This window comes from Mesorhizobium sp. CNPSo 4671 (assembly GCF_057784245.1).
Genome location: NZ_JBWLUW010000013.1, coordinates 74,600 through 98,618 on the forward strand (window position 1 = coordinate 74,600; position 24,019 = coordinate 98,618).

14 protein-coding genes and 1 pseudogene are annotated in these 24,019 nt (G+C 60.5%); 5 read left to right on the forward strand and 10 right to left on the reverse strand.

Annotated features, from left to right (window positions below; translation table 11 throughout):
• Window positions 1–37: 37 nt before the first annotated feature.
• Both AC04SF_RS29750 and AC04SF_RS29755 read right to left on the reverse strand, forming a co-directional pair.
• Window positions 38–3,508, reverse strand: a complete 3,471-nt coding sequence (locus tag AC04SF_RS29750) for an ATP-binding protein (protein ID WP_488480680.1) — start codon at window positions 3,506–3,508, stop codon at window positions 38–40.
• Window positions 3,505–4,764 (reverse strand): metallophosphoesterase family protein, encoded by a 1,260-nt coding sequence (locus tag AC04SF_RS29755; protein ID WP_488480740.1) that lies wholly within the window; start codon window positions 4,762–4,764, stop codon window positions 3,505–3,507. Before AC04SF_RS29755 ends, AC04SF_RS29750 begins: the two co-directional genes overlap by 4 nt.
• Before the next feature lie 317 nt (window positions 4,765–5,081).
• On the opposite strand from AC04SF_RS29755, the gene proA reads away from it, so the two are divergent.
• The 5 genes from proA to AC04SF_RS29780 all read left to right on the forward strand — a co-directional run bounded on the left by proA (window position 5,082) and on the right by AC04SF_RS29780 (window position 16,193).
• Entirely contained in the window at window positions 5,082–11,069 is a 5,988-nt protein-coding gene (gene proA, locus AC04SF_RS29760; protein ID WP_488480681.1) for an anti-phage protein ProA, read from the forward strand.
• A 117-nt stretch (window positions 11,070–11,186) separates the two neighbouring features.
• Window positions 11,187–14,000, forward strand: coding sequence for a TrlF family AAA-like ATPase (locus tag AC04SF_RS29765; protein ID WP_488480682.1), 2,814 nt, complete (start codon window positions 11,187–11,189; stop codon window positions 13,998–14,000).
• A 235-nt stretch (window positions 14,001–14,235) separates the two neighbouring features.
• Entirely contained in the window at window positions 14,236–14,805 is a 570-nt protein-coding gene (locus AC04SF_RS29770; protein WP_488480683.1) for a hypothetical protein, read from the forward strand.
• Between the two features lie 23 nt (window positions 14,806–14,828).
• Window positions 14,829–15,503 carry a hypothetical protein gene (locus AC04SF_RS29775; protein WP_488480684.1) on the forward strand — a complete coding sequence of 225 codons (675 nt, stop codon included), beginning with the start codon at window positions 14,829–14,831 and terminating at the stop codon, window positions 15,501–15,503.
• A gap of 141 nt (window positions 15,504–15,644) precedes the next feature.
• A complete protein-coding gene (locus tag AC04SF_RS29780) occupies window positions 15,645–16,193 on the forward strand; it encodes a hypothetical protein (protein ID WP_488480685.1) in 549 nt (182 codons plus the stop codon).
• 340 nt (window positions 16,194–16,533) lie between these two features.
• Here the strand turns inward: AC04SF_RS29780 and scpB are convergent, their stop codons facing one another.
• The 8 genes and pseudogenes from scpB to AC04SF_RS29820 all read right to left on the reverse strand — a co-directional run bounded on the left by scpB (window position 16,534) and on the right by AC04SF_RS29820 (window position 23,864).
• Window positions 16,534–17,250: an SMC-Scp complex subunit ScpB gene (gene scpB, locus AC04SF_RS29785; RefSeq protein WP_488480686.1), complete on the reverse strand. Its 717-nt coding sequence runs from the start codon at window positions 17,248–17,250 to the stop codon at window positions 16,534–16,536.
• Window positions 17,251–17,252: 2 nt separating this feature from the next.
• On the reverse strand, window positions 17,253–18,206 hold the full coding sequence (locus tag AC04SF_RS29790; RefSeq protein ID WP_488480741.1) for a DUF1403 family protein: 954 nt from the start codon (window positions 18,204–18,206) through the stop codon (window positions 17,253–17,255).
• Between the two features lie 319 nt (window positions 18,207–18,525).
• A complete protein-coding gene (repC, locus tag AC04SF_RS29795; protein ID WP_488480687.1) occupies window positions 18,526–19,731 on the reverse strand; it encodes a plasmid replication protein RepC in 1,206 nt (401 codons plus the stop codon).
• Window positions 19,732–19,886: 155 nt separating this feature from the next.
• Window positions 19,887–20,873 carry a plasmid partitioning protein RepB gene (gene repB / locus AC04SF_RS29800; RefSeq protein ID WP_488480688.1) on the reverse strand — a complete coding sequence of 329 codons (987 nt, stop codon included), beginning with the start codon at window positions 20,871–20,873 and terminating at the stop codon, window positions 19,887–19,889.
• A 73-nt stretch (window positions 20,874–20,946) separates the two neighbouring features.
• On the reverse strand, window positions 20,947–22,155 hold the full coding sequence (gene repA, locus AC04SF_RS29805) for a plasmid partitioning protein RepA (RefSeq protein ID WP_488480742.1): 1,209 nt from the start codon (window positions 22,153–22,155) through the stop codon (window positions 20,947–20,949).
• 592 nt (window positions 22,156–22,747) lie between these two features.
• Window positions 22,748–23,032, reverse strand: coding sequence for a DUF4143 domain-containing protein (locus AC04SF_RS29810; RefSeq protein ID WP_488480689.1), 285 nt, complete (start codon window positions 23,030–23,032; stop codon window positions 22,748–22,750).
• A 127-nt stretch (window positions 23,033–23,159) separates the two neighbouring features.
• Window positions 23,160–23,698: pseudogene (locus tag AC04SF_RS29815) on the reverse strand (ATP-binding protein); the annotation flags it as partial.
• Window positions 23,652–23,864, reverse strand: a complete 213-nt coding sequence (locus AC04SF_RS29820) for an AAA family ATPase (protein ID WP_488480690.1) — start codon at window positions 23,862–23,864, stop codon at window positions 23,652–23,654. The gene AC04SF_RS29820 and the pseudogene AC04SF_RS29815, both read right to left, overlap by 47 nt.
• Between the last annotated feature and the right edge of the window lie 155 nt (window positions 23,865–24,019).

Below are 24,019 nucleotides of genomic sequence, written 5' to 3' on the forward strand. Positions count from 1 at the left end.
GCCTCGCGAGACGGGGCAACAATGAAACCAGCGGGAATTACCCGAGCTCGTGGATCATTGCGTCGGGGACCACCGTCTTGGCGATCTCGCACAGGTGCTGATGATGCGTGAGGTAGATTACCTGGCCCACAGTGGCCATCTTGCCGAACAGGCGGAAAACTTCCTCCGACCTGAGATGATCGAACGTTTCCATGATGTCGTCTGCGATGAACGGAACAGACGGCCTGAGGTTGGCAAACTCGTAATATCCGGCGAGGCGTAGAGCCAGATAGAGCTGAAAACGCGCGCCTTTTGACAAAGCATCTGCGACCTTCGACTGGCCATCCCGCTGTGTCGCGATGAGGACCTCGCCGCCCTTTACCGGCTGGGTCGTCAACCCCGTGTACTGGCCTCTCGTGATCAGTGCGAAGGCGTCGGAGGCCTCGTTCATCATTCCAGAGCGGTGACGTTCGCGGTAGACCCGAAGCGCGCTCGCGGCCGACATCACCCCAAGTTTCAATTCGATGTACCGGGCAGCCTTCTCCTCGATGTCGAGAAGGACGGTGCGGCGCTCGGCATCGATCCGGGCAACTGCGCTGTCGCCGCCGATCGCATCGATCTTGTCAGTCGCGCGGGTACGCCGGACGAGCTGCTGTTGCAGTGATTCATCGACGTCGGCGAGGCGACGCTTGACTTCGGCCTTTTCAATAGTGAGCCCATCGAGATCGAGGCCTTCCAGCAAGAATCGCGCCTGGGCGAAATCGTCGAGAGCGAGCTCGCTCGTCAGTCTTTCCTCAAGCTCGACCACGGCACTGTGCAGACCGTCTCGCTCGCGAAGCTGTTGATCGCGCTCTGCGACCTCCGGCAGAGTTCCTACCCCAAAGGCACCGAGCACCTCCTGCTTTGTGGTGTCATTTGCCGCGACCTCAGCGTTCAGTGCCTCTCGAAGCTCGTGCAACTTTTGAACGTCAAGGAGGAGATTTGCCTTCGCCTCACGGGCACGCTCGGCTTGCTCCAGACGCTCAGTCAGCCCGACGCTCACCTGTTCTGGCGCGTCGTCCATTGCACGCTCGCCGACTTGCGCACCAAGGCAGGCCACCTCTTCAGCAAATGCAGTCCTGTCCGTCTCCATCTTGCTTATGCGGATACGCATGGCCTCACGATCCTGTAGGGCCTTTGACAGCTCCGACAACTGATCGAGCACGCTGCCAATTCCAGTCCCGGCGATGCCTTCTTCGAGCCAGCTCCCCTTAAGCGTTTCCTTGACCTCGGCCTGCCATGCACTCTCTCGCCGCTCTGCAATTTCAACCGCGAGCTGCCTAGCGGCGAGCTCCTCTTCCTTCGCCGCGACGCTCCTCAACGCTTCCGCTCGTTCCGCGTCGACCTTTGCCTGCCTCTCCAGAAATCGGTCGGCGGTGACCACCATTGCCTCCAAGGCCTCCACAGCTTCCGGCTGAATTCCAACGCTTCGAAGGGCCGAGGCCAATCCGAGACGGATCCGCTCTCCTTCGGCCTTTGCCCGTTCAATCCTTGCGCGTGCGAGCAGGATGTCGTCCCAGGCGGCAAGGGCGTCGGCGCGCGCGGAGAGGCGATCCTCGAGAAGTCCGATCAGGAGGTCGAGCGACTGGGCCTCGCAATCCTCAAGCAAGGCGCCAGACATTCGCCTGATTTCGGCGGATGCCGTTTCTGCGCGCCTGGCCACTCCCGCGATTTGGCTGCTTACGCGCTCAATTGCCGATTCGGCCTCGGCAACCTTTTGCCTGATTGCGCGCAGATCCGCGAGCTCGCCCGCATGGGCCAATCGAGCCGCGCCGACATGATCGTCCTTTGCGAGTGCTGCGGCAAAGATAGCTGCTGTTTCGGCCTTGAGGTCGGCCCGGTGATTTCGCCAGGCCTCGTCCCTCCCTCGGCGAATGGCTTCGGCTGTGTCATCGTCGGCGATGTCGACCGAGGCGCGAGCAGCAGCTAGACGTGACAACGTCACGATCCGACTTTGTTCATGCTCAGCCAGGCGCTCCGAAAAAACCGCCTTCTCCCTTTGAAGGTCCGCGGCCAGTGTCTTCCACCCAGCCATCTGCATGGATGGCGGGATCGGCATCTTCGAAAGTGCGTCCGCATCTCCCGACCAAGGCCGAAGGCGCCGCATCGCGTCGGCCAACCTTGTTTGCCGCTCGTCCTCCAACGCGCGAGCCTCTCTGATCTCGCGTGCGTGACTACTGGCCTTCGCCTCCGACACGGCTGCCATCAGCCTGGCTCTTGCGGGCTCGGGCACCGCTCTCTCCTCGCCAACGCGACCTCGCGCAGCGTTAAGCCCGTGGAGCGCGGCAGCGGCTTCGTCGCGGGCCATCCGCAGGCTGGTCGTGATGCCGGAGCGTTGTTCGACCATAGTGCGGAGCGTGCCGACCACAACGGCCGGCAGGATGAGCCGGGATGGATCCTGTTCGGCCGATCTTCCGAGCGCGGCGAGACAGTTCACCACCACCTGGTCAAGCATCTGGACTTCCATCCTGCGGGTCGGCAGATCCATCCCCGCGGACGCATAGCGCGCCTTGCGGTCGGCTAGTCCTCGCACCTTCTCGGAAATCGCCAGCACAGCGTCGTCGACAGCGATTGCTTCTATCTTTGCCTTCGCCCGGTCGATCTCATCGGCATTCGCCTGGAGACGGGTCCTAAGCTGCGCGTCCTGATCGATCAATTCCGCGACGCTGCCACTCCAGGTCCTGGGGGGAGACGGCATGTCAGGCAGCTCAGCCAGCCTGCTTGCCTTGCGTTTTATCTCGGCCAGGAGCGGCGCGGCGCGCACATATCGGTCGATTGTAGCCAGCCGCGCTGACAACACCGCGCGTTCAGCCAGGCTGCGGTCATACTTTTCTTGGGCTTCCACCCGTTCCGCCTCGAGCGCCTCGAACGTCGAAGCCAGCGTGTCGATCGCCTCCTTGCGGGACTTGAGCTCCGCGAACCGCTTCTTCAGCAACGCGATTTCGGTGCTCTGGGCCTGTTTTCGATGAAGACTGTCGGCCTCGGTCTCCAGTGCGGCCAGGACATCGCTGGCATGGCCAAGCCCAGCACTGGCGGTGAAAAGGAGCTTGCCGAGATCGCCGCGCGATTCGAGGATCGCCTTGCCGCCCGCTTCTAGCGTCTCGTCATCGAGCGAGAACATGCTGCTGTAGGCCTCGCGGGACAAGCCCGCGAGGTGCGCCAAAATGGCAATTTCGCTCAGCGGCCTGCCTTCGGCGTCGTGCAGTGAGTTGCTGCGACTCTTGGTGCGTGAAACGGCAAGCGTCTGCGCCTCGAATTCGAGCAGCCCGCCGATGCGCATGGAGCTATATTCGTGCAGGAAATTGTAGCGGCTGCGCTCCTCGATGCCGAAGAGCAGATCAAGGTAGGCGGAAAGCGCGGTCGACTTGCCAGCCTCGTTCAGCCCGAAGACAATGTGGAGATCGGGGCCTGAAACCGGTTTCTCTCCGAAGTCGATCGCCTTATCGGTAAATTTGCCGTAGCGGGTCAGGTCAAGGCGCCGCAATCTCATCGCGTCGCACCTGCCTTGAGCCGGGCCGTGACCAGGTCAACGCTTCCGGCAAGCACATCGTCGAGAAACTGTTCGAGCCCTGCTTCGTCCTTGCCGGCGAAGCCCCGAGCATCGGGCGGCAGGTCCGCGATGGTCTTCAATACGAATTCGCGCGCTTCGGATCGAAATGCTTCTGAGCTTGCATTGGCGCGCATGGACTGCGCGAGTTCCAAAGTTGGATCCACAATATTTCCCGGATCTCTGGCAGCGGGCGTCGAAAGATCAAGCTCCAGCTTCTCCACCCAGGTGTCCCCCACCTGTTCCGCTGCCTGTTCGGCTTCTGCGACTGCCAGGTCCCGATCGCGCATCAGCGACCATGAAAGGGCAGACGTGCCGACCAGCCCAAGGCGGGCAACAAGGTAGCGCGACCCGGCCGCCTCGCGGGATCGCTCCAGTCCTGCTCGGATGCGGACGATGGCCTCGCTCCATTCGGACGTCCCGGTCAGATCGACGCTCACCCGCTCGAACTGCGCGACACTGGTGGGCCGCTCCTCGATCTCGACGGAGCGATCGTCGCGAATGGTGACCAGCGTGACCGACTTCTCGCCCGCCTCGTTAATGTCCCTACCCTGAGGGATCCCGGGCATTACCAGCGTGCTCACGCCGGAATAGACCTGGCGAACGTGGATATGGCCAAGCGCCCAATAGTCAAAACCGTGACCGTGCAGGTCCGCGACACTGCAAGGTGCATAAACATCGTGGCTTAGGGAGCCGGACAGGCTCGTGTGCATGATGCCGATGTTGGCAACTCCCTCCTGTGGACCTGCGTATTTAGGCAGCAGGCTTTCGGGCGCCTTCGGACTGGCGAAGCTCAGCCCATGGAACGCAACGTCCACTCCCACGCCAGACTGGATCACGGATTGGCAGCGACCGCCAAAAGTGGTCACTGTGTCGGGCAACACGAGCTGCTTCGTAATCCGCGACATGGCGTCATGATTGCCGCGGATCATATAGACCCTGACACTGGCCTCCTGGAGACGCCTCATCTGGGATGCCAGAAAGCGCGCCGTCTTCATCGAAGTCTGGTCGCCGTCATAGAGGTCGCCGGCGATCACAAGCGCGTCGACACGTTCCGCAAGGCAAAGATCCACGATTGCGGTAAATGCCTGTCGGCTAGCATCTCCGATGAGATCGGCGAGGTCGGCATTGCGCAAAGCGAGCGAACGCAGCGGTGAGTCGAGGTGAATATCGGCCGTATGAATAAATCGAAATGCCAACGGAATGCTCTCCAGCACCAAACTGCTCAGGCCAAACACAGTCAAAGATCCGCCCAGACCATCAGGGCGTGCAGCGAAAACGTGTCGGTTTCGGTAGCAAAGACCGGTAGCGTTCCGCAACAGTCGCGGCAAATTGGAGTCACGGCGCCAACGGCGACCTTCGTCGCACTTCCGGCCATGCGTTACGTTCAGAACCGGTCGATCTTGCTTGGCCCAATTATCGAGTGGACAAACGAACCCTTTGTATTCGTGCCGCCCACATCGAGCCTTTTATCTCCCGAAAATACTGTTAATCTGAACTCGGGGGACTGGGGTCAATGCAATCTGCCGATAGTTCAGAGTTAGTAACAAATGATAGTGTCGCAGCGGAAAACCCGACTATCCCGCGCATAGTCGCGGACGTAGCGTCTAGCTTCACATATGCATCCTATCAGAATGCAATTCCGGTTGTTCGATCCATCCGGCTCGATAACGACACCGCGCGCAGTTTGGACAATTGCCGGCTCGAACTGACGTCATCGCCGTCGTTCCTGCGGCCGAAAACCTGGACAATTGACCGCCTCGTTCCCGGCGACCGCCTTCAGGTGAGCGATCGGAAGGTCGAGCTCGACGCCGGTTATCTGGCAGGCCTCAACGAGGCCGAACGGGGTGAGATCACCTTGCGGCTGTCGGCGGCGGGCGAGGTCTTCGACGAACTGCGTCTGACAGTCAGGTTGCTTGCTCGCGACGAGTGGGGTGGCGTTGCCGACATGGCGCAGCTGCTCCCGGCCTTCGTGATGCCGAATGATCCCGGTGTTGCACCGATCCTCAGGGCAGCCGCGGAACGACTCGCCGCGCACGGGCATCCGAGTGGCCTTGACGGCTACCAGTCGCAAAGCCCGCAACGGGCATTCATGCTGACGGCTGCCATCTATTCGGCGGTCGCCGGCATAGGGCCGCACTATGCCGAGCCTCCTGCGAGCTTCGAGAGCCGTGGCCAGAAAGTCAGGCGTCCTTCCACTATAGCGGAGGAGCGGCTGGCTACCTGCCTGGACAGCTCACTTCTTTTTGCCGCCGCCCTCGAGGGAGCCGGCCTCCACCCTGCTGTCCTGATGTTTGATGGACATGCCGCTGTGGGGGTCTGGCTCACCAAGCGCACCTTCTCCAACGCGGTTGAAACGGATCAGATGGAGGTCCGCAAGGCGCTGGCCTCGCGCGAGTTCATCGCTTTCGAAACCACAGGCGTCACGCACCGGCCCGCGCTAACGCTCGAGGCCGCCCAGAACGCGCTCGGCATTCGCCTTGCGGAGGAGCAAGCGCATGCCTTCGTCGCGGCCATAGACGTGCGTCGATCGCGCAGTGGCGGCATCACGCCGCTTGCCTCGCACGAGCCGGTCAGACGCAATGCGGTCGATGAAGAGGCGGCGGCCGGGGTGGCTTTGCCCCTCCCCGCGGCGCCAGCAGTCGGCGAGATGCCGGCAGAAGCCGTTGAGATCAAGCCCACCACTGCGGTGGGTCGCATCCAACGTTGGCAAAAGAAGCTGCTCGACCTGACACTCAGGAACCGCCTTCTCAACTTCCCAGATTCGAAGAAGACGATCCCGTTCTTGTGCACCGACGTGGCCTATCTGGAGGACAGGCTGGCAAATGGTGCGGCAGTCCGCATCATCTCCTTGCCCGAGCAGAACCCATTGGGGGAGCGCGACGCGGAACTCTACCGCGATGTGCACGGTCGCGATCTGCTACGCGGTTACGCGGCCGACGCGCTGCTGCGGGATGAACTCGCTTCGACGCTGGATGCCCGTCAGCTGGAGGCGAGGCTGATCGACCTCTACCGGCAAGTGCGCAACGACTTCGCCGAAGGCGGGGCAAACACGCTTTTCCTTGCTGTGGGTTTCCTTCGCTGGAAGAAGAAGCCCGAGGACGAGCGCAGCTATCGGGCGCCGCTGCTGCTGGTGCCGGTCCGGCTCGAACGGCGCAGCGCGAGCTCACGTTTTACCATCCGCTTCCACGAGGACGAGCCTCGCTTCAACGCCACGCTTCTGCTATTCCTGGAACGCGATTTCGAACTTCGCCTGCCCCAGTTCGCCGGCGACCTGCCGCTCGACGACAGCGGCATCGACGTGCCGCGGGTCCTGTCTTCGATGCGACACGCGGTGCGCGATGTTCCCGGCATGGAGGTGATCGACGAGACCGCGCTGTCAACCTTCTCCTTCGCCAAGTTCCTGATGTGGAAGGACCTTGCCGAAAGAACCGACGCGCTTCGTCAGAACAGGGTCGTTCGCCACCTCATCGATACACCCGAGCAGGCCTTCGATGGTTCGGGCAATCAACCCGCCTTTCGCGACGAGGCAGAACTCGATCGGGTTTATGAGCCTTCGAACATAATTGGCCTTCTCCCGCTGGATTCCTCGCAAACGGCAGCAAGCATGGCGGCCGCCGAGGGGCGCGATTTCGTCATCGTCGGACCGCCAGGGACGGGAAAGAGCCAGACCATCGCGAACATGATCGCCAACTGCCTGGCCGTGGGCAAGACGGTCCTGTTCGTTGCCGAAAAGACCGCGGCGCTCGATGTCGTCTATCGACGACTGCGCGAGCATGGGCTTGGTAATCACTGCATCGAGTTGCATTCCAACAAGGCCGACCGCAAGCATTTCCTCGCCCAACTGAAAGCCTCATGGGAACAAGGAGGACGAGCAGACGCCTCGCAATGGGTCGCCACGAACGAGCGGCTTCGCCTTCGCCGCGATGAGCTCAACGCCTATGTCGAGGCACTGCACAAGCGCTACCCAAACGGTTGGACGCCCTACCTGGCCTTGGGCATTGCGCTCAGGTCGCATGATGCTGCCGCACCGGCATTCACCTGGTCGGCGCCTGACGGACACGACGCGCAATCCCTCCTCAAACTGGAGGAGTTGGCGGCGCAGGTCGGCCTGATCTTTACCGCGGTCGAACGCCAGCCAGCGCTGGACCTGGTCGATGTCAAAGAGTGGAGCGGCGACTGGCAAATGAGGCTGCTTGGCGCAGCGAAATCGCTTCATTCGGCAATCGGCCAATTGACGGCATCGATACGGGATTATCAGTCCTGTCTCGGCCTCGCGGCCGGCGAACTGCCTAAAGCAGAGTTGCAGTCGCTGACCGAGTTGGCGCAGCTGCTGGCTCAGTCGCGTAACCGCGATGTCTCGATTGCCTACGACCGGGATTTCCCTACCTTCGGCGAAGCGCTCGCCAGGCTGGAGCGCTCGATCGGGGACTATCGCGAGGCAGAGCGTGGCCTTTCCGCCGCCTATGACATCGCGGTCGTCCGCGACATCGACATAGATTCCCTCGACCGACAATGGCGCGATGCGCAGGCTTCGTTCTGGCCAAAGTCAGTGCTTGGCACGCGCAAGGTCCAGAAGCAGCTCCAGGATCGCGCGCTACGCGGGACCGCGGAACCCGGCAAGGATCTTGACCTATTGCGCCGGATGAAGGCAGCCCTGTCGGCCATCGACCAAAGCCACTTGGCGGGCAAGCCATTGCCTGTCGACGGGCTGACAACGGACGTAAAAGACGTTGCCAATATCCTTGATCTCGCTCGCCGCCTTCGCCTGTCACTGCGGATTCCCGGACGAAGCCCGGACGAGTTCCGCACCGTCGTGCGGGCCGTGGCGCCGAGTCTGCGCGGCACCCTTGAAAACGATCGCTTGCGCGGAGCGGGCGACCGGCTGCTGGCCGCCATCAAGGATTTCCATGCCTCGCGCCTGGCATTCAGCGATACCGCGGGACACGACATTCCGGATGCCGCCGATGGTCCCGGCCTCGAGGCTCTGCGCGCAAAGCTGATCGCGCTGGCAGACTCCCGGAACCTGCTTCGCAATTGGGCAGCCTGGTGCGGCGTGAAGGCCCAAGCGGTCCAACATCATCTGGCACCCCTCGTCGAGCAGATCGAGACCGGCGCCATTGCGCCCGACCAGGCGCGTGAGGCTTTTCAGATCGGCTATGCCAGATGGTGGCTGCCCACGGTTCTCGACAATGACGCGGTGTTGCGCAACTTCCGCAGATTCCAGCATGAGAATGCGATCAGCGAGTTTCGTGAGATCGACGATCTGGTGCGCACGCATGCCACGCAGCGCGTCGTCAGCGCGCTTGCACATGGGCTGCCTTCGGTACAGAGCGTCTCGCGCAACTCCGAGCTTGGGTTGCTGCGCTATCAGATGGAACTCCAGCGACCCAGCCAGTCGATCCGCGACGTCATTGGCAAGATACCACAGAGCTTTGGCAAGCTCGCCCCTTGCATGCTGATGTCACCGCTCTCGATCGCGCAGTACCTGCCGCCCAACCAGGCGCTGTTCGACGTGGTGATCTTCGACGAAGCCTCGCAGATAACCACGTGGGACGCCGTCGGCGCCATTGCCAGGGCGCGACAGACTATCATCGTTGGCGATCCAAAACAGCTGCCGCCGACCAATTTCTTCGGCCGCAACGAGGAAGAGGAAGATATCGCCGACCACGAGAAAGACCTTGAGAGCATCCTTGACGAAGCAAGGGCGTCGGGGATTCCGGTGCGCAATCTCAGATGGCACTATCGAAGCCGAAGCGAGTCGTTGATCGCCTTCTCCAATCACCATTATTACAACAACCGGCTTGTGACGTTCCCGTCCCCGGCGGTCGACGATCGCGCGGTGAGCCTGCGCAAAATACCCGATGGCATCTATGACCGCGGCAAGAGCCGGACGAACAAGGTCGAGGCAATGGCGGTCGTGCGCGAGGCCGTCGGGCGGATGAAGCAATGGCTGGCACTGCCCGAGAATGGGCGTCCAACGCTCGGTGTGATCACCTTCAACGCACAACAGCAATCGCTGATCCTCGACCTCCTGGATGCCGCGCGCCGGGATCATCCGGAACTCGAATGGTTCTTTGCCGAAGACCGGACTGAACCCACGATCGTCAAGAACCTTGAAAACGTCCAAGGCGATGAGAGGGACGTGATCCTGTTCTCGATAACGTTCTACAAGGATCCATCCGGAAAGCCGCCTGCGATGGATTTTGGGGCGCTGAACCGTGAGGGCGGCGAGCGCCGCCTCAATGTCGCGGTGACACGAGCCCGCCAGGAGCTCATCGTCTTTTCCGGCTTCACCGCCGACCAGATAGATCCGTCGCGAAGCAAGGCGATTGCGGTTCAGCATCTCAAGACATTCCTGGACTACGCCGAAAGAGGCCCAATCGCCTTGCCCAGCGAGAATTTTGGATCCGTCGGTGATTTCGATTCTCCGTTCGAGGAAGCAGTCGCCGATCATCTTGAGCAGCGCGGCTGGACAGTCGTTCCGCAAGTCGGAATTTCCGACTTCCGGATAGACCTCGGCATCCGGCATCCGGATCTCGCAGGTGCGTATCTGGCAGGCGTCGAGTGCGATGGAGCGACTTACCATCGGTCCGCAACGGCGAGAGACAGGGACAAGGTTCGCGAACAGGTCTTGACTGGCCTCGGCTGGACAATCCTTCGCGTCTGGTCAACGGATTGGTGGTTCGATGCCGGGGGCTGTGCCGAGCGTCTTCATACAAGTCTGATGAGTCTGCTCGAGCAGAACCGGGCGCGCCACTCGAGCGAACAGACGCAAGAGGCGACGGTCCGCTGGCAAATGGGCCAAGCGGTCGAACCGACAATCGAGACTGCCGAGCCTCCGTCAACGGCGACCGAAGAGCTCCCACCCCTGCCGGCCACATTGGAGGTCGATCTCGTTTCGGCAAATGCTACGACAAATCCTGAGGCTTTGGGCGTTTCGGCGCTCGCAACAATGGCGGACCAGGGCAATCTGGAGGAAAGCCGTTACCGGATAACGGACTTCGCCGCCTTCCGGCCAAACGCGGAGCAATTCTTCGAGTTTGCTTACGGAACCACGTTACGGGGAATGATAGAAGCAGTCGTTGAGGTGGAAAGCCCGCTGCGCGCTGATGTTCTTGCCCAACGCATTGCCCGTGCACACGGGTGGCTGCGCACGGGCGGACGCATCCGTGAACGGATCGACCTTCATCTGCGCGATGTGGATCGTACACAGGAATCGAGCGGCGAATTCATCTGGAAGAAGGGAGCGGTCTCGGAATTCTTGTCCTATCGCCGGCCGCTCAATGAAGAGGCCCGACGCTCCATTGCCGACATACCTTTGGCGGAGCTTGCCTCGGTGGTTTTCGACAATCCCGGACTTCTCGACATGCCCGACCCCGCACGCGACCTGGCCCATCTTCTGGGGGTGGAACGCCTCGCCGCAATCTCACGGGCGCGCCTGGATGAGGCAATCGCCAAAGCAAAGCAGCACATGGCAATCCCCTCTCACGGGCAGCAATAGGACACGGCGCCCGATCTCTATCGCTTCTTTGCAACTTGAACCGGCTTGACACGGTCGGAACTCTGTGCGGGTCACGCGTCTAGAATCTAACCACGGCATCCGCGAGTTGGGGGTGGAATGAAACATGCGAAGGGACGTCACCCGGGGGCGGTGTGGCGAAAGACCGACTTCCAGATCCATACGCCGCGCGACGCCGGATGGACAGGCGGCGGTGGCTTGCCAGGCGGATCCGAGGAGAAGGAGCTGGCGCGCGAAGCGTGGGCGGATGAATTCGTGGCGGCATGTCTCAAGAGGGAGATCGGAGCGATCGCGATTACCGATCATCACGATATAGTCATGTACCCCTATGTGGCTCGGGCAATCGAGAGATCACCGGCAGCCAAGTCGACGCTATGGTTGCTCCCGGGCATGGAGGTGACGTGCAACGACTCTGTCCAGTGCTTGATCCTTTTCGACCAGGATACGTCAACCAGTGTCATAGGTCGCCTGTTTGGCATGATGCCCAAAGTGCCTGCACCAGATCAACTTGCCGCTCGAGCCCCGCAAGCCAGCCTCTGCGGAAAAGACATTGAGGATCTGTTGGGGGCGATCTTCCAGGACGAAATGCTCAAGGGCAGGAACATCACTCTTCCGCATGCTAGCAGGGGCGGTCACAAGGACATATTGAGGCAGGGCTTTCATCAGCGTTTCGCCGACCTCGAAGTCGACGGGGTCTATAACGAGAAGCCGTTTGCAAGCCTCGACGAGACGACGCGAAAGAAGATCTACGGGGAGATATCAGATTGGGGTGATCGCCGGCACGGCATCATCACCACCGGCGACAATCGCGCTTCCAACTATGCCGACCTCGGCATCAATGCATGTTGGATGCGGCTCGGCGAGGCTACGGCGGAAGCCGTCCGCCAAGCGGTGTTGGCGGATGAGGCGCGCATTACTTATGCGGAGCCGTCCATCCCCAGCCAGCGCGTTTTGGAATTGCGGGTAAGCTCGACGCTGACGGGAGACAATTTCACCATAACATTCAACGATGGCTTCAACACTCTGATCGGCGGCCGAGGCTCCGGGAAATCAGCAATCCTGGAATATCTGCGGTTCGCGCTTGGTCGCAGCACCCTGGACGCTGCCGACGACGTGGCAACCAGTCGCGAACGCGACATGATCACCTCGACGTTGATAGGGGGGTTCGTCGAGGTCGACCTCGACCGCAATGGCGTCGTCGAGACGTGGCGGCGGACGCTCGACAAGCAGACCATGATAACCGTGTGTTTGGACGGACAGGCCCGCGACCTCCCCATCAGTGTAGCGCAGGAACGATTTCGCGCCCGCGCATTTTCTCAAAAACAGCTGTCGACGATGGTGAGGCGGCCAGAGACCGCCGATGAACAGATAACTGGCATAGCGGCGGCAGAAAGTGTCGATCGCCGGCGCAAGGCAGAACAGGATATCGACGAGGCGGAACGCGCGATCCGGGCGGCCTTCCAGCAGGTCGTCCAAAGTTGGGCGGCGCAAGCTGCGTTCAACCGCGCCGAATCTGCTTCTGCCGACTTGGCGAGGCGACTTGAGTCGATCCGGAGCCGTCTTGAACAGGGCGGTCTGAGTGCCGAGCAGCAGGCCGTTCTCGACCAGCAGCCGATCTATAATCGAACCTTGGCCTCGTTCCAGACCGCCGTGAAACTGGTCCAGGCAACGCTCGACCAGGCAAACCTTCTGAAGGAGATTCCAATGGAAGGGTGGGAAAGCCATGTCGAGACCTCGTCCGTCAATAACGCACGGCAAGTCATCATGCGGTTGAACGACCGGATTCGCGGCGCCATTGACGAAATCACGGAAGCGCTTGCGATGGCGCTTGAGGAGCTCGCGCGGCATCAGGGCGAATTCGGCACCGACCAAGCCAAATTCAACGAGCAATACGCTGTCGCGAGCTTGGCGCAATCACATCTGACAACGCTGCTTGCAGAGTTCCGTCAGCTCGGAGAAGAACAGCAGGTCGCTGAGAGAAGCCTGCAGGACGCCAAAACGGCCATGTCCAAACTGGTCGGGGTCGAGGTCAGGCTTGCAGAGGCGAGGACGCTGCTCGGAACGAGGCTGACAACGATGCGAGAAATCCTCAACGAGGCATCGGATCACGTAATCGAGATGTCCACCGGAGTGCTTCGCGCCCATGTGGAGGAGGAGACAATCCCGCGTCGCTTCGTGGACGCTCTGATGGAGCTTTGCGAACGTTGTGGCATCCGCGAAGTAGAGGTCCGCTGCCGGGAGCTCGTCGAAACCGCAGCCCGTAACGGGCGTCAAGGATGGGAGGAGCTTGTCCACCGCTTGCAACGAATCAGGCATGGACAGGTCCTGCGTGGTCACGGGAATGAAGTCGATCCAAATGATATCACTGAGCTGAAGGCAGTGCTCACTTGGCTGACCGACAACCAGGCGCGCCTCGTGCTGGGGCGGTTGGACGATGATCGCCTCGGCAAATTCTTGTCAGCGTGGGCGTCGCCTTTCATTCGCTTCGACTACAGAGACCGAGGGAGCTACATGCCGTTTGAACGTGCATCGCCGGGACAGCAGGCCTCGGCGCTGCTCACGCTGCTCCTGCACCAGGAAGCAGGAACGCTCATAATCGACCAGCCAGAAGATGACCTCGATAACCGAGTGATCATGGCAATCGCCAAGCTGCTGCAGACCACCAAACGCAAGCGTCAACTAATCTTCGCCACCCACAACCCGAATTTCGTCGTAAATGGCGACGCCGACAAGGTTGTGGCTCTGGTGCCGAGTGTCGAGCCGAACGCCACGGAGGCTGTAAGAGCAGCTCAAATTGCGATTGAAGAGGATGGGGCGATTGAAACTCCCGCAGTCAGGGAAGCCATAACCGAAACAATGGAAGGCGGAATGCGAGCTTTCGAATTGCGGGGAAGGAAGTACGCCGTCGTGTGAGGCGACAGGACCGCCGTTCTTGGTAATCGGCGCAGTCTCGGAACGGAGCATGAGCCGCTATGCTGGTGTGCTCCGCCAATCCCATGCTTGTCCACCGTCCCGGGACTGAGGACAAAGCTTAAGGACTACGGTTGCGCTGCTGTACCGCCCGCTCAACCCGCTTCACAGGCGTGGTCGTTGACAGCGGGCTGCGCTGTGCTTAGTGTCCTCTGTCCGAGGACAGAGGACGTCGCTCATGATGAAGAGCCAGGATGTTGTCGTCCTGTTCAAGCTGGCGAGCTTGGAGGACGACGCAAAGGATATCGGTCATGAATCTCCACCGGCCGGGCTAGCCGCGGGCGAGGATCCCTATTCCGTGCGCGCTCTCGAAGCAGCACTCGGAATCAGCAAGACCGAGATCAGCGCTTCGCTCAAGCGCAGCATCGTGTCGGGCCTCGCGATCAAGGATAGGAAGACAGGTCGGACCAAACCGAGCCGGCGCCATCTGCGCGAGTTCATCGTCCACGGTCTGAAATTCGTCTTTCCGGCGAGACCTGGCGCCATGCAGCGCGGGTTGCCGACGGCGTTCGCCGCCCCTGTGCTGCGGGAATCCCTGCACAGCGCCGGCAATCTCATCTGCGTCTGGCCGTACGCGCACGCAAAAGACATGGGTCAATCGGTCGATCCGCTCTTCAAAAGCGTGCCGGAGGCCTGCGAGAAAGATAAGCGGCTCTATGCCTATCTCGCCCTCATCGACGCGATCCGCATCGGTAATCAGCGCGAAAGCAAGCACGCCGCCGACCTGCTCGCACAGAGGCTGGAATGACAGTCCAGGGTCAGTTGAAAGCGATGCTGAAGACCGTCGCCGAGGCGCTTGGCGAGGAGTTACGCGCGCGTCTGGTCTTCGTCGGCGGCTGCACGACCGCGCTCTACATCACCGACCCCATCGTTCTCGAAGGGGTGAGAGCGACCGACGATGTCGACCTGATCGTCGATCTCGCTGGCTTTGCAGAATGGGTCGAGCTGACGGAGCGCTTGCGCGCACGCGGCTTCACCGAAGCGGTTGATGACACCGTCATCTGCCGCATGAAGCTTGGCGAGCTCAAGGTAGACTTCATGCCGGACGACAAGGCGATCCTGGGCTTCAGCAATCGCTGGTACGCAAAAGGGATCGAGACGGCCGTACCAGAAGAGCTGGAGGAGGCGCTGAAGATCCGGCGCCTTACTCCGGAGCTGTTTGTCGCGACCAAGTTGGAGGCTTACCGCGGACGAGGCGAAGGCGACCTCATCGGCAGCCGAGACGCCGAGGACATTCTCCTTCTGGTCGACGGGCGGGAAGAGCTCGTCGAGGAGATCGCGAGAGCAGAGCCGGAAATCCGGGTCTACATCGCCAAACAGATTGCGGCGCTACTCGACGATCCGAACTTCGACCATTTCCTTGAGGGAAACATTCGCGGACCGGCGGGCCGTGTCGACATCGTTTACCAGCGGCTGGTCGCGATCAGCACCCTCGAAGCGCGCTGACATGACGCGGACGGCCGACAACCGAGACCATGCAGGCATAGGCATCCGCGGCGACGCCGTCCTGGCCACCGTTCTCGATGGATCGACGTCAGGTTCGGCCAACGTCGTATGGTCGACTGGTTCGTAGCTGGGACTGAAGAGGTGACCGCCAACATCGCGATCGCCCAGCTTCGCATGACCCATGCGACGCTCGCGACAGACTTTCGCACCGATTCCGCCAGCTACTGCCTTCTGCACCTTGAAGAGACGGGCCCAGCCTTGGTGTTGCATGCAGGCGATTGCCTCGTAGGCCGACTAAAGGAGGATCGACGGATCGCATGGCTGATGCAGCCGCATACGCTCGCCAACCCGCTGCTGCCCGTAGCGATCGAGAGTGTCGCGAAGGACCCCGCGCGGCACAGGCTCACGCGTAGCTTCCGCTCGAAGCGCTTCATTGCTCCGGATCTGAATTCGATCCAACTCGACGACCGGCCACTGCTGGTTGCGACAGACGGCTTCTGGGCGGAACTTGAAGCGCACCAGCAGGTCGCCTTCATCGAAGGGCTTGTTGGGGCGGTCGAACAGGACCGCGACGATTGCGGTGCTCTCTCGATTGTGCGCGGCAGGTCTGGATCTGGGATCGAGCTCATTGATGTTGGGGCGGCGCCGAACCTTTATGTTAGGGCGGACAAGCCAAATTTACGCCGATAGCTCGCGACGGAGCGGCAGCGGCAACCCCAACCCTTTTCGCCTCTAGCGTACGATTGCCCTCTTCTTTTTTGTGGCCCTAAATGAGCCCCCACGCCCGGGAACTCCCCCGGCCCGTAAACTAGCAGGCTGGCGCGCGCCGACCAGTTCGCGCGCGCCCTGCCTCGACGCTTTCAGCGCCTTCCGCACCGTGCCAGCCGACAGGAGTGTTCACGACAGCACAACCTTGTCGAAAGGTAATCATGTTGCGGACCATGAACCCGATCATCGGCTGCCGCAGAAAACCGGTCTTCGTGGCCATGACTTGCCGGCTGCGGTCAAGGGTGCGACGCGCAACGACCATTCAAGACAGAGGGTCGTCAACCACCTCGTCCTCTGCCTCTTTGTCGTAGTCGCCCTCTCCGCCCGCCAGGCCGGTTGGAATATCGCCCGCCAACAGCTTTTCCTTTGATAGCAGTCCGGCATCCTCGAGCGCCTCGAAATCTGGCAGCTGGCGCAGCGTGTCGAGCCCGAACTGCGACAGAAAATTCTTGGTCGTCACATAGGTGTAAGGCGCGCCCGGCTGCGGGCTGCGCGGCCCCGAGGCGATGAGGTCCTGTACGCGTAGCACACCGATCAGATCGCGCGACACCTCCTTGCCGAAAAAGGACGACAGTTCGCCACGCGTGATCGGTTGGAAATAGGCAATGCACATCAGCACGAGCGCCTCCGACTGCGACAGTTCTTTTGTCCCCTTCCCGGCTGTGCCAAATGCGGCGTGAATGATGTCTCCAAAGGCCTTTTTAGTCCGGTGCTGCCAGCCGCCGGCGACGGACACCAGCTCGTAGGGGCGCCCTGCGAGCTCGGCACGGATGTCATCGATGATCAGCTCAATATTGCAGTTTCTTCCCACCACCCGCGCGAGGACACTACGTGTTACCGGTTCGCTGGCGGAAAAAATGACCGCTTCGACGCGGCCCATCCATTCGCGCCAGCGCAGCTCTGGCGGCAGGTGATCGAGCTCGGTGTCAAGCAGCGCCGGCTGATCGTTCGTCTTGTGCCGGGCAGAGGCTTCGCTCATCGCTAGAGTCCAAACAGCCGGAAGGTGGGACGGTCGGAGAGCTCGCGCACGGCCTCCAGGTGCTGCAGCCGCTCGAACAGCCGCCGGGATGCAAAGCGCGACAGATTCTTCGTCGTCAGCGATCCAGAGACGGCGTCTTCGTTGAGCAGCAGGAAGACCACCTCGCCGGCACCCTTGGCGCGCAATTTCGGCGCCACCGCCAGGAGTTTTGCGGCGCGGCGCGACAGCTCGGTGGCCAGCCGGCAGGCCTGCGCCGCCGCCTGAACAAACGCCACGCAGACCGCGCGCTCAAAATCTCTCTCCGCCGGCCGGATGCGCTTGCCGCCGGCCTCGGCACGAAAAGCCGGACCAAAGGTTTGCGCCATCAGGAGCGGCAGCGGTCGCGGCCAGCGCAGGCTTTGCGCTAGTACCAGGTCGGCGAGCCACCAGGCCAAAAGCTCCGCATCGGGACGGATGGCGACGACGTGAGCGGCGATCGCAGCGGCGGCGAACGGCGCCGGCCGCCCCGAGCGCGCCATGTCGTCGATGTGTTCACAAAGCGCGGCCAGCGTCTTGACCTCCCAATGGAGGCCAAGTTGGTCGAGTATCTTTTCGAGCCGGTCAGGGGTAGCGACGGGCGGCTGTCCGGCCAACTGCCGCCAGGCGCCGAAGATGGAGCCGGCGGGTCCGGGGTCGGCCCCGGCCTGGCGCAGGTACCAGGCGTCGCGCAAGGCGGCCGCGTCCTCGGCGCGGCCGGCGAGCCGCATGCCGGCGGCGGCGCAATTGAGCGCCAATCGTTGCCGCCAAACGCCGGCCCAGGCCGGCTGCGCGCGGGCGAGCGTGTCGAGGGTGGCCAAGGCCGCGCCGGCATGGAAGGCGGCGTCGGCGTCGCTGGCGTCGCGCGCGTGCGCTAGCGCCCAGGCCGGAACGGCCGGCGGTGCGGCGGAGCTGGCGGTCGCGGGATCGAGGCGAATCATGATTTCGAGGGTAAAGCCAACGTGCGCTTTGTGCCATGCTTTTCGCGCCAAAACGCACAGCCCGTCGGCACGCCAAAACGAATGATAATCCTTTCGAATCTTGGATAGAGTCTCCCAGACCATGGATCGCTGAATCCTGCAGCCCGAAAACCTACGCGGGCTAAGGAATTGACCGAAGAGGATACGCCCCGGCCCCCCTCCCCTCTCTGGGCAGGAAAACCCTCGGCCGATGTGATGGACGCTCTGTGCGTATCTATCATCGTAGGCGCGTCAAAACTACCGCCTAACATGGTCGTCAAGAACAGGGCGCCCACATTTCTCATCCGGCCATCCTCGCCGTCAAGCCATTCGCCTTCAGCGCCGCCATCAGCATCGGTCCGACGGAAAACTGCCCTGCCCTCGCCTTTTCGGTCAAAACCCGCAGATAACCGCCAGCCGAGTTGATATGCTGGGCGCGCTGCAAGATGCAGGCAATCACAATGGCGGCGACCTCCTGGCCCATTTCATGGCAAGCTTCCTCGTATGCCGAGGGCGAAATACCAAGGTAGCCTCTCACCTGGGCCGCGGTAATCATCAAATCGCGCCAGTTTCCGATCCCCTGCACCGCATAGTCTGAAATTTCGGGGCACGCTTTCAGCACCAGCCCTATCGGATAGCTTTTCAGCTTCTCATCGGTTCCCTGCCTTGGCTCGACCGCCGCCCTGCTTTTTTCGAAAGCTGGTTCAAATACAAAAATGGATTCTGTGTTTGAATCAGATTGCTGCCGCTCATTTTGGGACTCATTGGCGCTAGGATTCGTGGAATTTGTGAAGTTTTCCAGCATGATATCCACTTCATCATGAAGCGTTGTCAGGTCCGCAACAATTGCCTCCAGCTCGGGGAGCCCTGCCCTGCGCGGGATTGCATCCACAACGGCTCTAAAGCGCCTCCAGACGGCTCCCCAGTCGCCAGGAACACCCTCCTCGATCGCAGCCTCGACCAGTTTGTAGATATCGCGACGATGGAGCGTAATCCGCTCCCTCATTAACCTGAGCGCCTTGCTGTCGGCCCGTACCTTTTCGGCAGCATGCTGAAACTCAACTGCCCGCGCCAGCAGCGGCGCCAGCGAGAACCCGAAGGCTTCCTCGATCGCACCACCCCTTCCCTTCCGGGCGAACCTTTTCCCGTTTGGACTGTCACGGCGGATAACCAGGCCGCAACTCACCAGCTCGGCCAAGTGTCGCCGCAATGTGGAACTGGGCATGCCGTGTGTGCGAAGCGACAGCTGCGCATTTGAGGGAAAGACCATCAGGCCATTTTCCTCGCTGATTTGGTCGTCCGGATAGAAAGACAAGAGCCCGCTCAGCACGGCCAGGGCGCGGTCTCCCACACCCACGACAGTCTTGCCTTCGCACAGCCAGCGATAGACCTGCCATTTTTCGACAAGAGCTCCTTCAGGAATCTCTCGTGCTGCCGTGTTCGCCTTCACCAAGGCAAGCGTCATCGGCCGCCGCCCAAAGGGCGTCGTCGCGTATCCACTCTCCATTTCCCTCACCTTTCAATAAGGCAAAAGAAATCCGCTCGCCGAAAACCGACGCTATGTCTCTTGACAGTGATTCGCGGAAATGAGATTCTCGAAGTGCGATCTACGAGAAGGGCTTCCGCGACGGCGACGTTCGGGGGCCTTTTTCTTTTGCGGTTTTAGTCTCCTGTTGCTGTTTTCCCCGACTTTCTGAAAGCCTCATAGAGACCTTGCAGATTGTCAGAGATCCAAGTTCCAAAGCGGCTGCCGTCCGTCTCCTTTACGGCGATCGTGACGGCCTTCCCTGCTCTTTGGACGCTGACGCTAACTGACCTGTCATCCGGTGCCCACGATTGTGCAACGGGCTTCACACCGGCCTTACGGACGCGCTTTTCCTTTGCGTTGAGCGCCATGAACAACTGTTCAAAGCGTCGGTTACTCTCCAGCCCAATGAACTCGGGTTCTGAGAGGATTTCATCGACTATGTCCGATCTCTTGCCGACGAGCAGAGATAGCTCAACCCAGCGCTCGCGGCCTATAGATGGAGCTGATCCAATTTTGTTTATGACAGATGGCGGGATCCGGGTAGCAACCGACACCATCTTTGAGACGGCGGCGGCGTTCGCTGCCAATGCCGACGAGATGACATCTCTGTCGTAATTCAACTCCTCGAGACGCTTTGCGAACGTCGCCTTCTCGATAAAACTAAGATTTGCTCGGGCAGAATTCTCCTGGCCCTGAGCAATGACATGAGCCTTATCGTCAATGTCCTTGATGACCGCCCTAACCTTCCGTCGGAGATCTCGGGCCACCCGGACCCTCCGATGCCCAAAGACGATCATGAAGCGGCCTTCGATGCTCGGATGGGGGCGCACAAGAATGGGGGAATCCTGACCCCTCTCCTGAATCGCTTCCAATAGTTCCTGATATTGTTCTCTGTCGTCATCCATGCGATCGGAAACGAACGAGCCGTCAATAGCGTTCGGGTCGAGTTCGACTACATGCTCACCTTCAAGGTACGCATCCGCCTGCTTTGCCAATTCGTTAACGGAGCGGATCATGGATTTCGAGGCACCGCGAATCGGATAGGCCGCGGTTGAGCTAGATGTCTGTTGCTCGTCTGTCTCCGTCTCTGCGAGGCCGGAAAGAAGATTCTTACGCGCCATCTTAGTCTACCTCCGGATACAACCTAGTCTGTTGAAAGCACAGCGCAAAAGTCCCCTTTTGTCAGCGGACAAGTCAGCGCCCCCATGCTTTATGTATCAACGTGGCGATTTCTCCGTTTACGAGATCGAGTGCATCCATTGCTCGCTCGTATGTGGAACGCGTCATCACGTTTTTTTCGACTTCGTAGAGGCTCTGCTTGGTAATCCCCGCATCAGAAATCGCCGTGGATTTCAGCATCTGGTTCTTCAGGATGAACTCACCAAAAAGCGTGTGGAGGAACGCTACCATCTGCGCCTGGGGCTGATCCGTCGGCTCGTATCGCGTTATAAGATAGCGATACCACTCCAAGTTCACCTCGGCGCCCGCTGCCCGGATCGGCTCCAGAATATTCCCGAGCATCAACAGGAATTGGCCCATCGACATGACGTCGAGCATCTGCGGATGAATGGTTATCAAGACCGACGTTGCCGCGGTCAACGCCGTAATTGTCAAATACCCCAGTTGCGGTGGGCAATCGATAACAACGACATCATACAGGGCGTCGACCTCCTCCAATGCCGTCGAGATGCGCGTGAAGAAGGCCCTTCCCACGTTAGACGTCCTGTCCGTCATTGCCAAAGGCGTATCGTATTCGAATTCCTGCAGCTCAAGGTTCGCCGGGACGATATCCAGTCCTGGGAAATTTGTTGGCCTGATAATTTCCGAGAGAGAGACCTTCTCGTCGTCGTAGCGGATCGCATCGTAGAGCGATTTCGTCTGGTCGAGTTCTGGCTGGAACCCGTGCAGTGAAGACAGCGACGCCTGGGGATCGAGGTCGACAGCCAATACACGGTGTCCCGTCAGAGCGAGATACTGGGCGAGATGAGCTGCTGTCGTTGTTTTGCCGCTACCTCCTTTGAAATTAACCACAGCTAGTATTTGAAGTTTCTCGCCGGATCGACGATGGGGAACATACATGCGGGCATCGGATCGCCCGTGTTGGTCAAGGTATTGGCGTAGCTCGATCATCTGCCCGGCCGCGTAGGATCGTCTCCCAGAAGACGAGGTTTCAGGTACCGGCCCTTTGCCTTCTAGATGTAGTTTTTTTAGATGGCTCTGAGAAACACCGAGATACGTCGCTACCTCCGCCAACGAAAAAGGACGCAGATTCTTCTTGGCATGGGGAGGAAACCGCTGCATCGAGAGAAGGTGCAACTTTTTTGATATCTGCTCCCCTTGTTCGAGGATGCGTTTCTCGAACAGCAAAGGACTTTTCGCGGGAACGGGCGAACTCACGTTCATTCGATCAAGACTCTCTAAAAACGATTTTTGGCGGAATGCGGCCAAGCAACCGTCATTATGTCCGATTCGCTCGTGCCGGCAAGAAGTTTTAAGTTAACAACAGGTTAAACGCCCTCCAATCGCATACTGCGCGGCAAGACCAGTATAAACCGCGTCAAGGGATTGAATACGCTACCCAATTTGCTGATTTTGTCAGCGGACAAGAAAACTCGTTTTGAGGTTCTCGTTCGGCAGCAGCAGGAGCCTCCAATTCGCCCGTGCTTGGTATCGCCTAGCGATAACCCCTCCAAAGCTGGGGCGATGTGGGGGCGATCTATGTCAAGTCATCGAGATCACGGGACCGACAAGATTCAAGTACCGGCGCTGGCTATCTCACACTGGGGCAATTAGCGGCAATGGCGGCTCTCACACAGCACTGGCCTGAAACGACCAATTTTTGGGCTGGCCAGTCTCGCTCTGTTTCCAGCGAGCATCGCGCAGTCCAGACTGCGACTTGCTTTGAGAAGGGCTCAGCGGGCCAGCGAAAGAGTGATACGCCGTGCCTGTGTGCCGGTGGAGCCGGCGGCAAAAGACAGAGGGCCGGGCGAAAAGCCTATTCGCCAAGGTCGGCCAGTGTTTTCGCAAGGATATGAAGCAGCACCGCCTCGACGTCATGTTTCAACGGAAAGCGCTCTGCTTCCGGATAGACCACGAGGCGACGGCTCGGATTTACGTCTTCGCACGCCAGATGAAAGCCCTTCTCCACTTTTGGCGTCGGGCTGCGCTTGATTTCGATCGCCCAAGGGCGGCTGCCTGGAGGGGTCAAGAGGAGGTCGATCTCGGCCCCCGGCGGATGTGCGATAGAAGTTGGCTTCTGTGCCGGACGGTGCGACCGCAATCAATGTCTCGATGACAAAACCTTCCCAGCTGGCGCCGGCAACGGGGTGAGCGAGGATGTCCTCAAGGGTTGTCAGTCCAAGCAGCGTATGTGAAATGCCGCTGTCGCGCACGTGAACCCGCGGCGACTTGACCAGACGTTTTCCGACATTGGCATGCCGCGGCTCGAGCCTTCGCACCAGCAGCAGATCGAGCAGCAGTTGAAGTACGAGGCAATTGTCTTGCGATCGACTCCGAGGGCCCTGGCGAAGTCGGCAGCGTTGAGGAGGCCGGATTGATGATGTGCCAGCATGGTCCAGAAGCGGCGCAGCATTTCGGCCGGAATGCGAGGCCCGAGCCCGAGCAGCGGGATATCGCGTTCGAGGTAGGTGCGGATGAAGTCCTGCCGCCACCGCTGACTGGCGCGGTCGCTTGCCGCCAGAAAGCTGTCGGGAAAGCCTCCGCACACCCTCAAAGGGTTCAGCTGTTCGGCCGGCACCTCCTGTCCATAAATCGGATGCATTTCAAGATAGGCGATACGGCCGGCGAGCGTCTCGCCACTCTGCCTGAGGAGATCGAGGAAGCGGACCCCAGCAGCAGAAAGCGCCCGGTCTTCTTCCCGCTGCGGCGACCGCGGTCGATCAAGCCACGAAGATTTTGGAAAAGGTTTGGAAGCGATGGACCTCATCGAGGATCACCAACTCGTCTTCATGCTCGGCAAGGTAGAGCTCCGGTTCCGCGAGCTTGGCTCTGTCCGCATCGGACTCGAGATCGAGATAGATCGACGGCCGTATCTCGGCTGTTTCGAGCGCAAGCGTAGTCTTGCCGACCTGGCGCGTCCCAATTAGCGCCACCGCTGGGAGGGTGTTTATAAGCTAGGCGAGTTGCGTTCCGATCCGGCACTTAATCATCCTGGCAATTATGGAGTGCAATTCCTGATTTGCAAGGACGGACCCGCGAGATCGCGGGCAGCCTAAGCTATTCGCACGCACGCCCGAATCTGGAAGAG

Coding starts and splice junctions, on each gene's coding strand:
- AC04SF_RS29750 (WP_488480680.1), bottom strand. CDS start 3,508: ATGAGATTGCGGCGCCTTGACCTGACCCGCTACGGCAAATTTACCGAT.
- proA (WP_488480681.1), top strand. CDS start 5,082: ATGCAATCTGCCGATAGTTCAGAGTTAGTAACAAATGATAGTGTCGCA.
- AC04SF_RS29765 (WP_488480682.1), top strand. CDS start 11,187: ATGAAACATGCGAAGGGACGTCACCCGGGGGCGGTGTGGCGAAAGACC.
- AC04SF_RS29770 (WP_488480683.1), top strand. CDS start 14,236: ATGATGAAGAGCCAGGATGTTGTCGTCCTGTTCAAGCTGGCGAGCTTG.
- AC04SF_RS29775 (WP_488480684.1), top strand. CDS start 14,829: ATGCTGAAGACCGTCGCCGAGGCGCTTGGCGAGGAGTTACGCGCGCGT.
- scpB (WP_488480686.1), bottom strand. CDS start 17,250: ATGAGCGAAGCCTCTGCCCGGCACAAGACGAACGATCAGCCGGCGCTG.
- AC04SF_RS29790 (WP_488480741.1), bottom strand. CDS start 18,206: ATGATTCGCCTCGATCCCGCGACCGCCAGCTCCGCCGCACCGCCGGCC.
- repC (WP_488480687.1), bottom strand. CDS start 19,731: ATGGAGAGTGGATACGCGACGACGCCCTTTGGGCGGCGGCCGATGACG.
- repB (WP_488480688.1), bottom strand. CDS start 20,873: ATGGCGCGTAAGAATCTTCTTTCCGGCCTCGCAGAGACGGAGACAGAC.
- repA (WP_488480742.1), bottom strand. CDS start 22,155: ATGAACGTGAGTTCGCCCGTTCCCGCGAAAAGTCCTTTGCTGTTCGAG.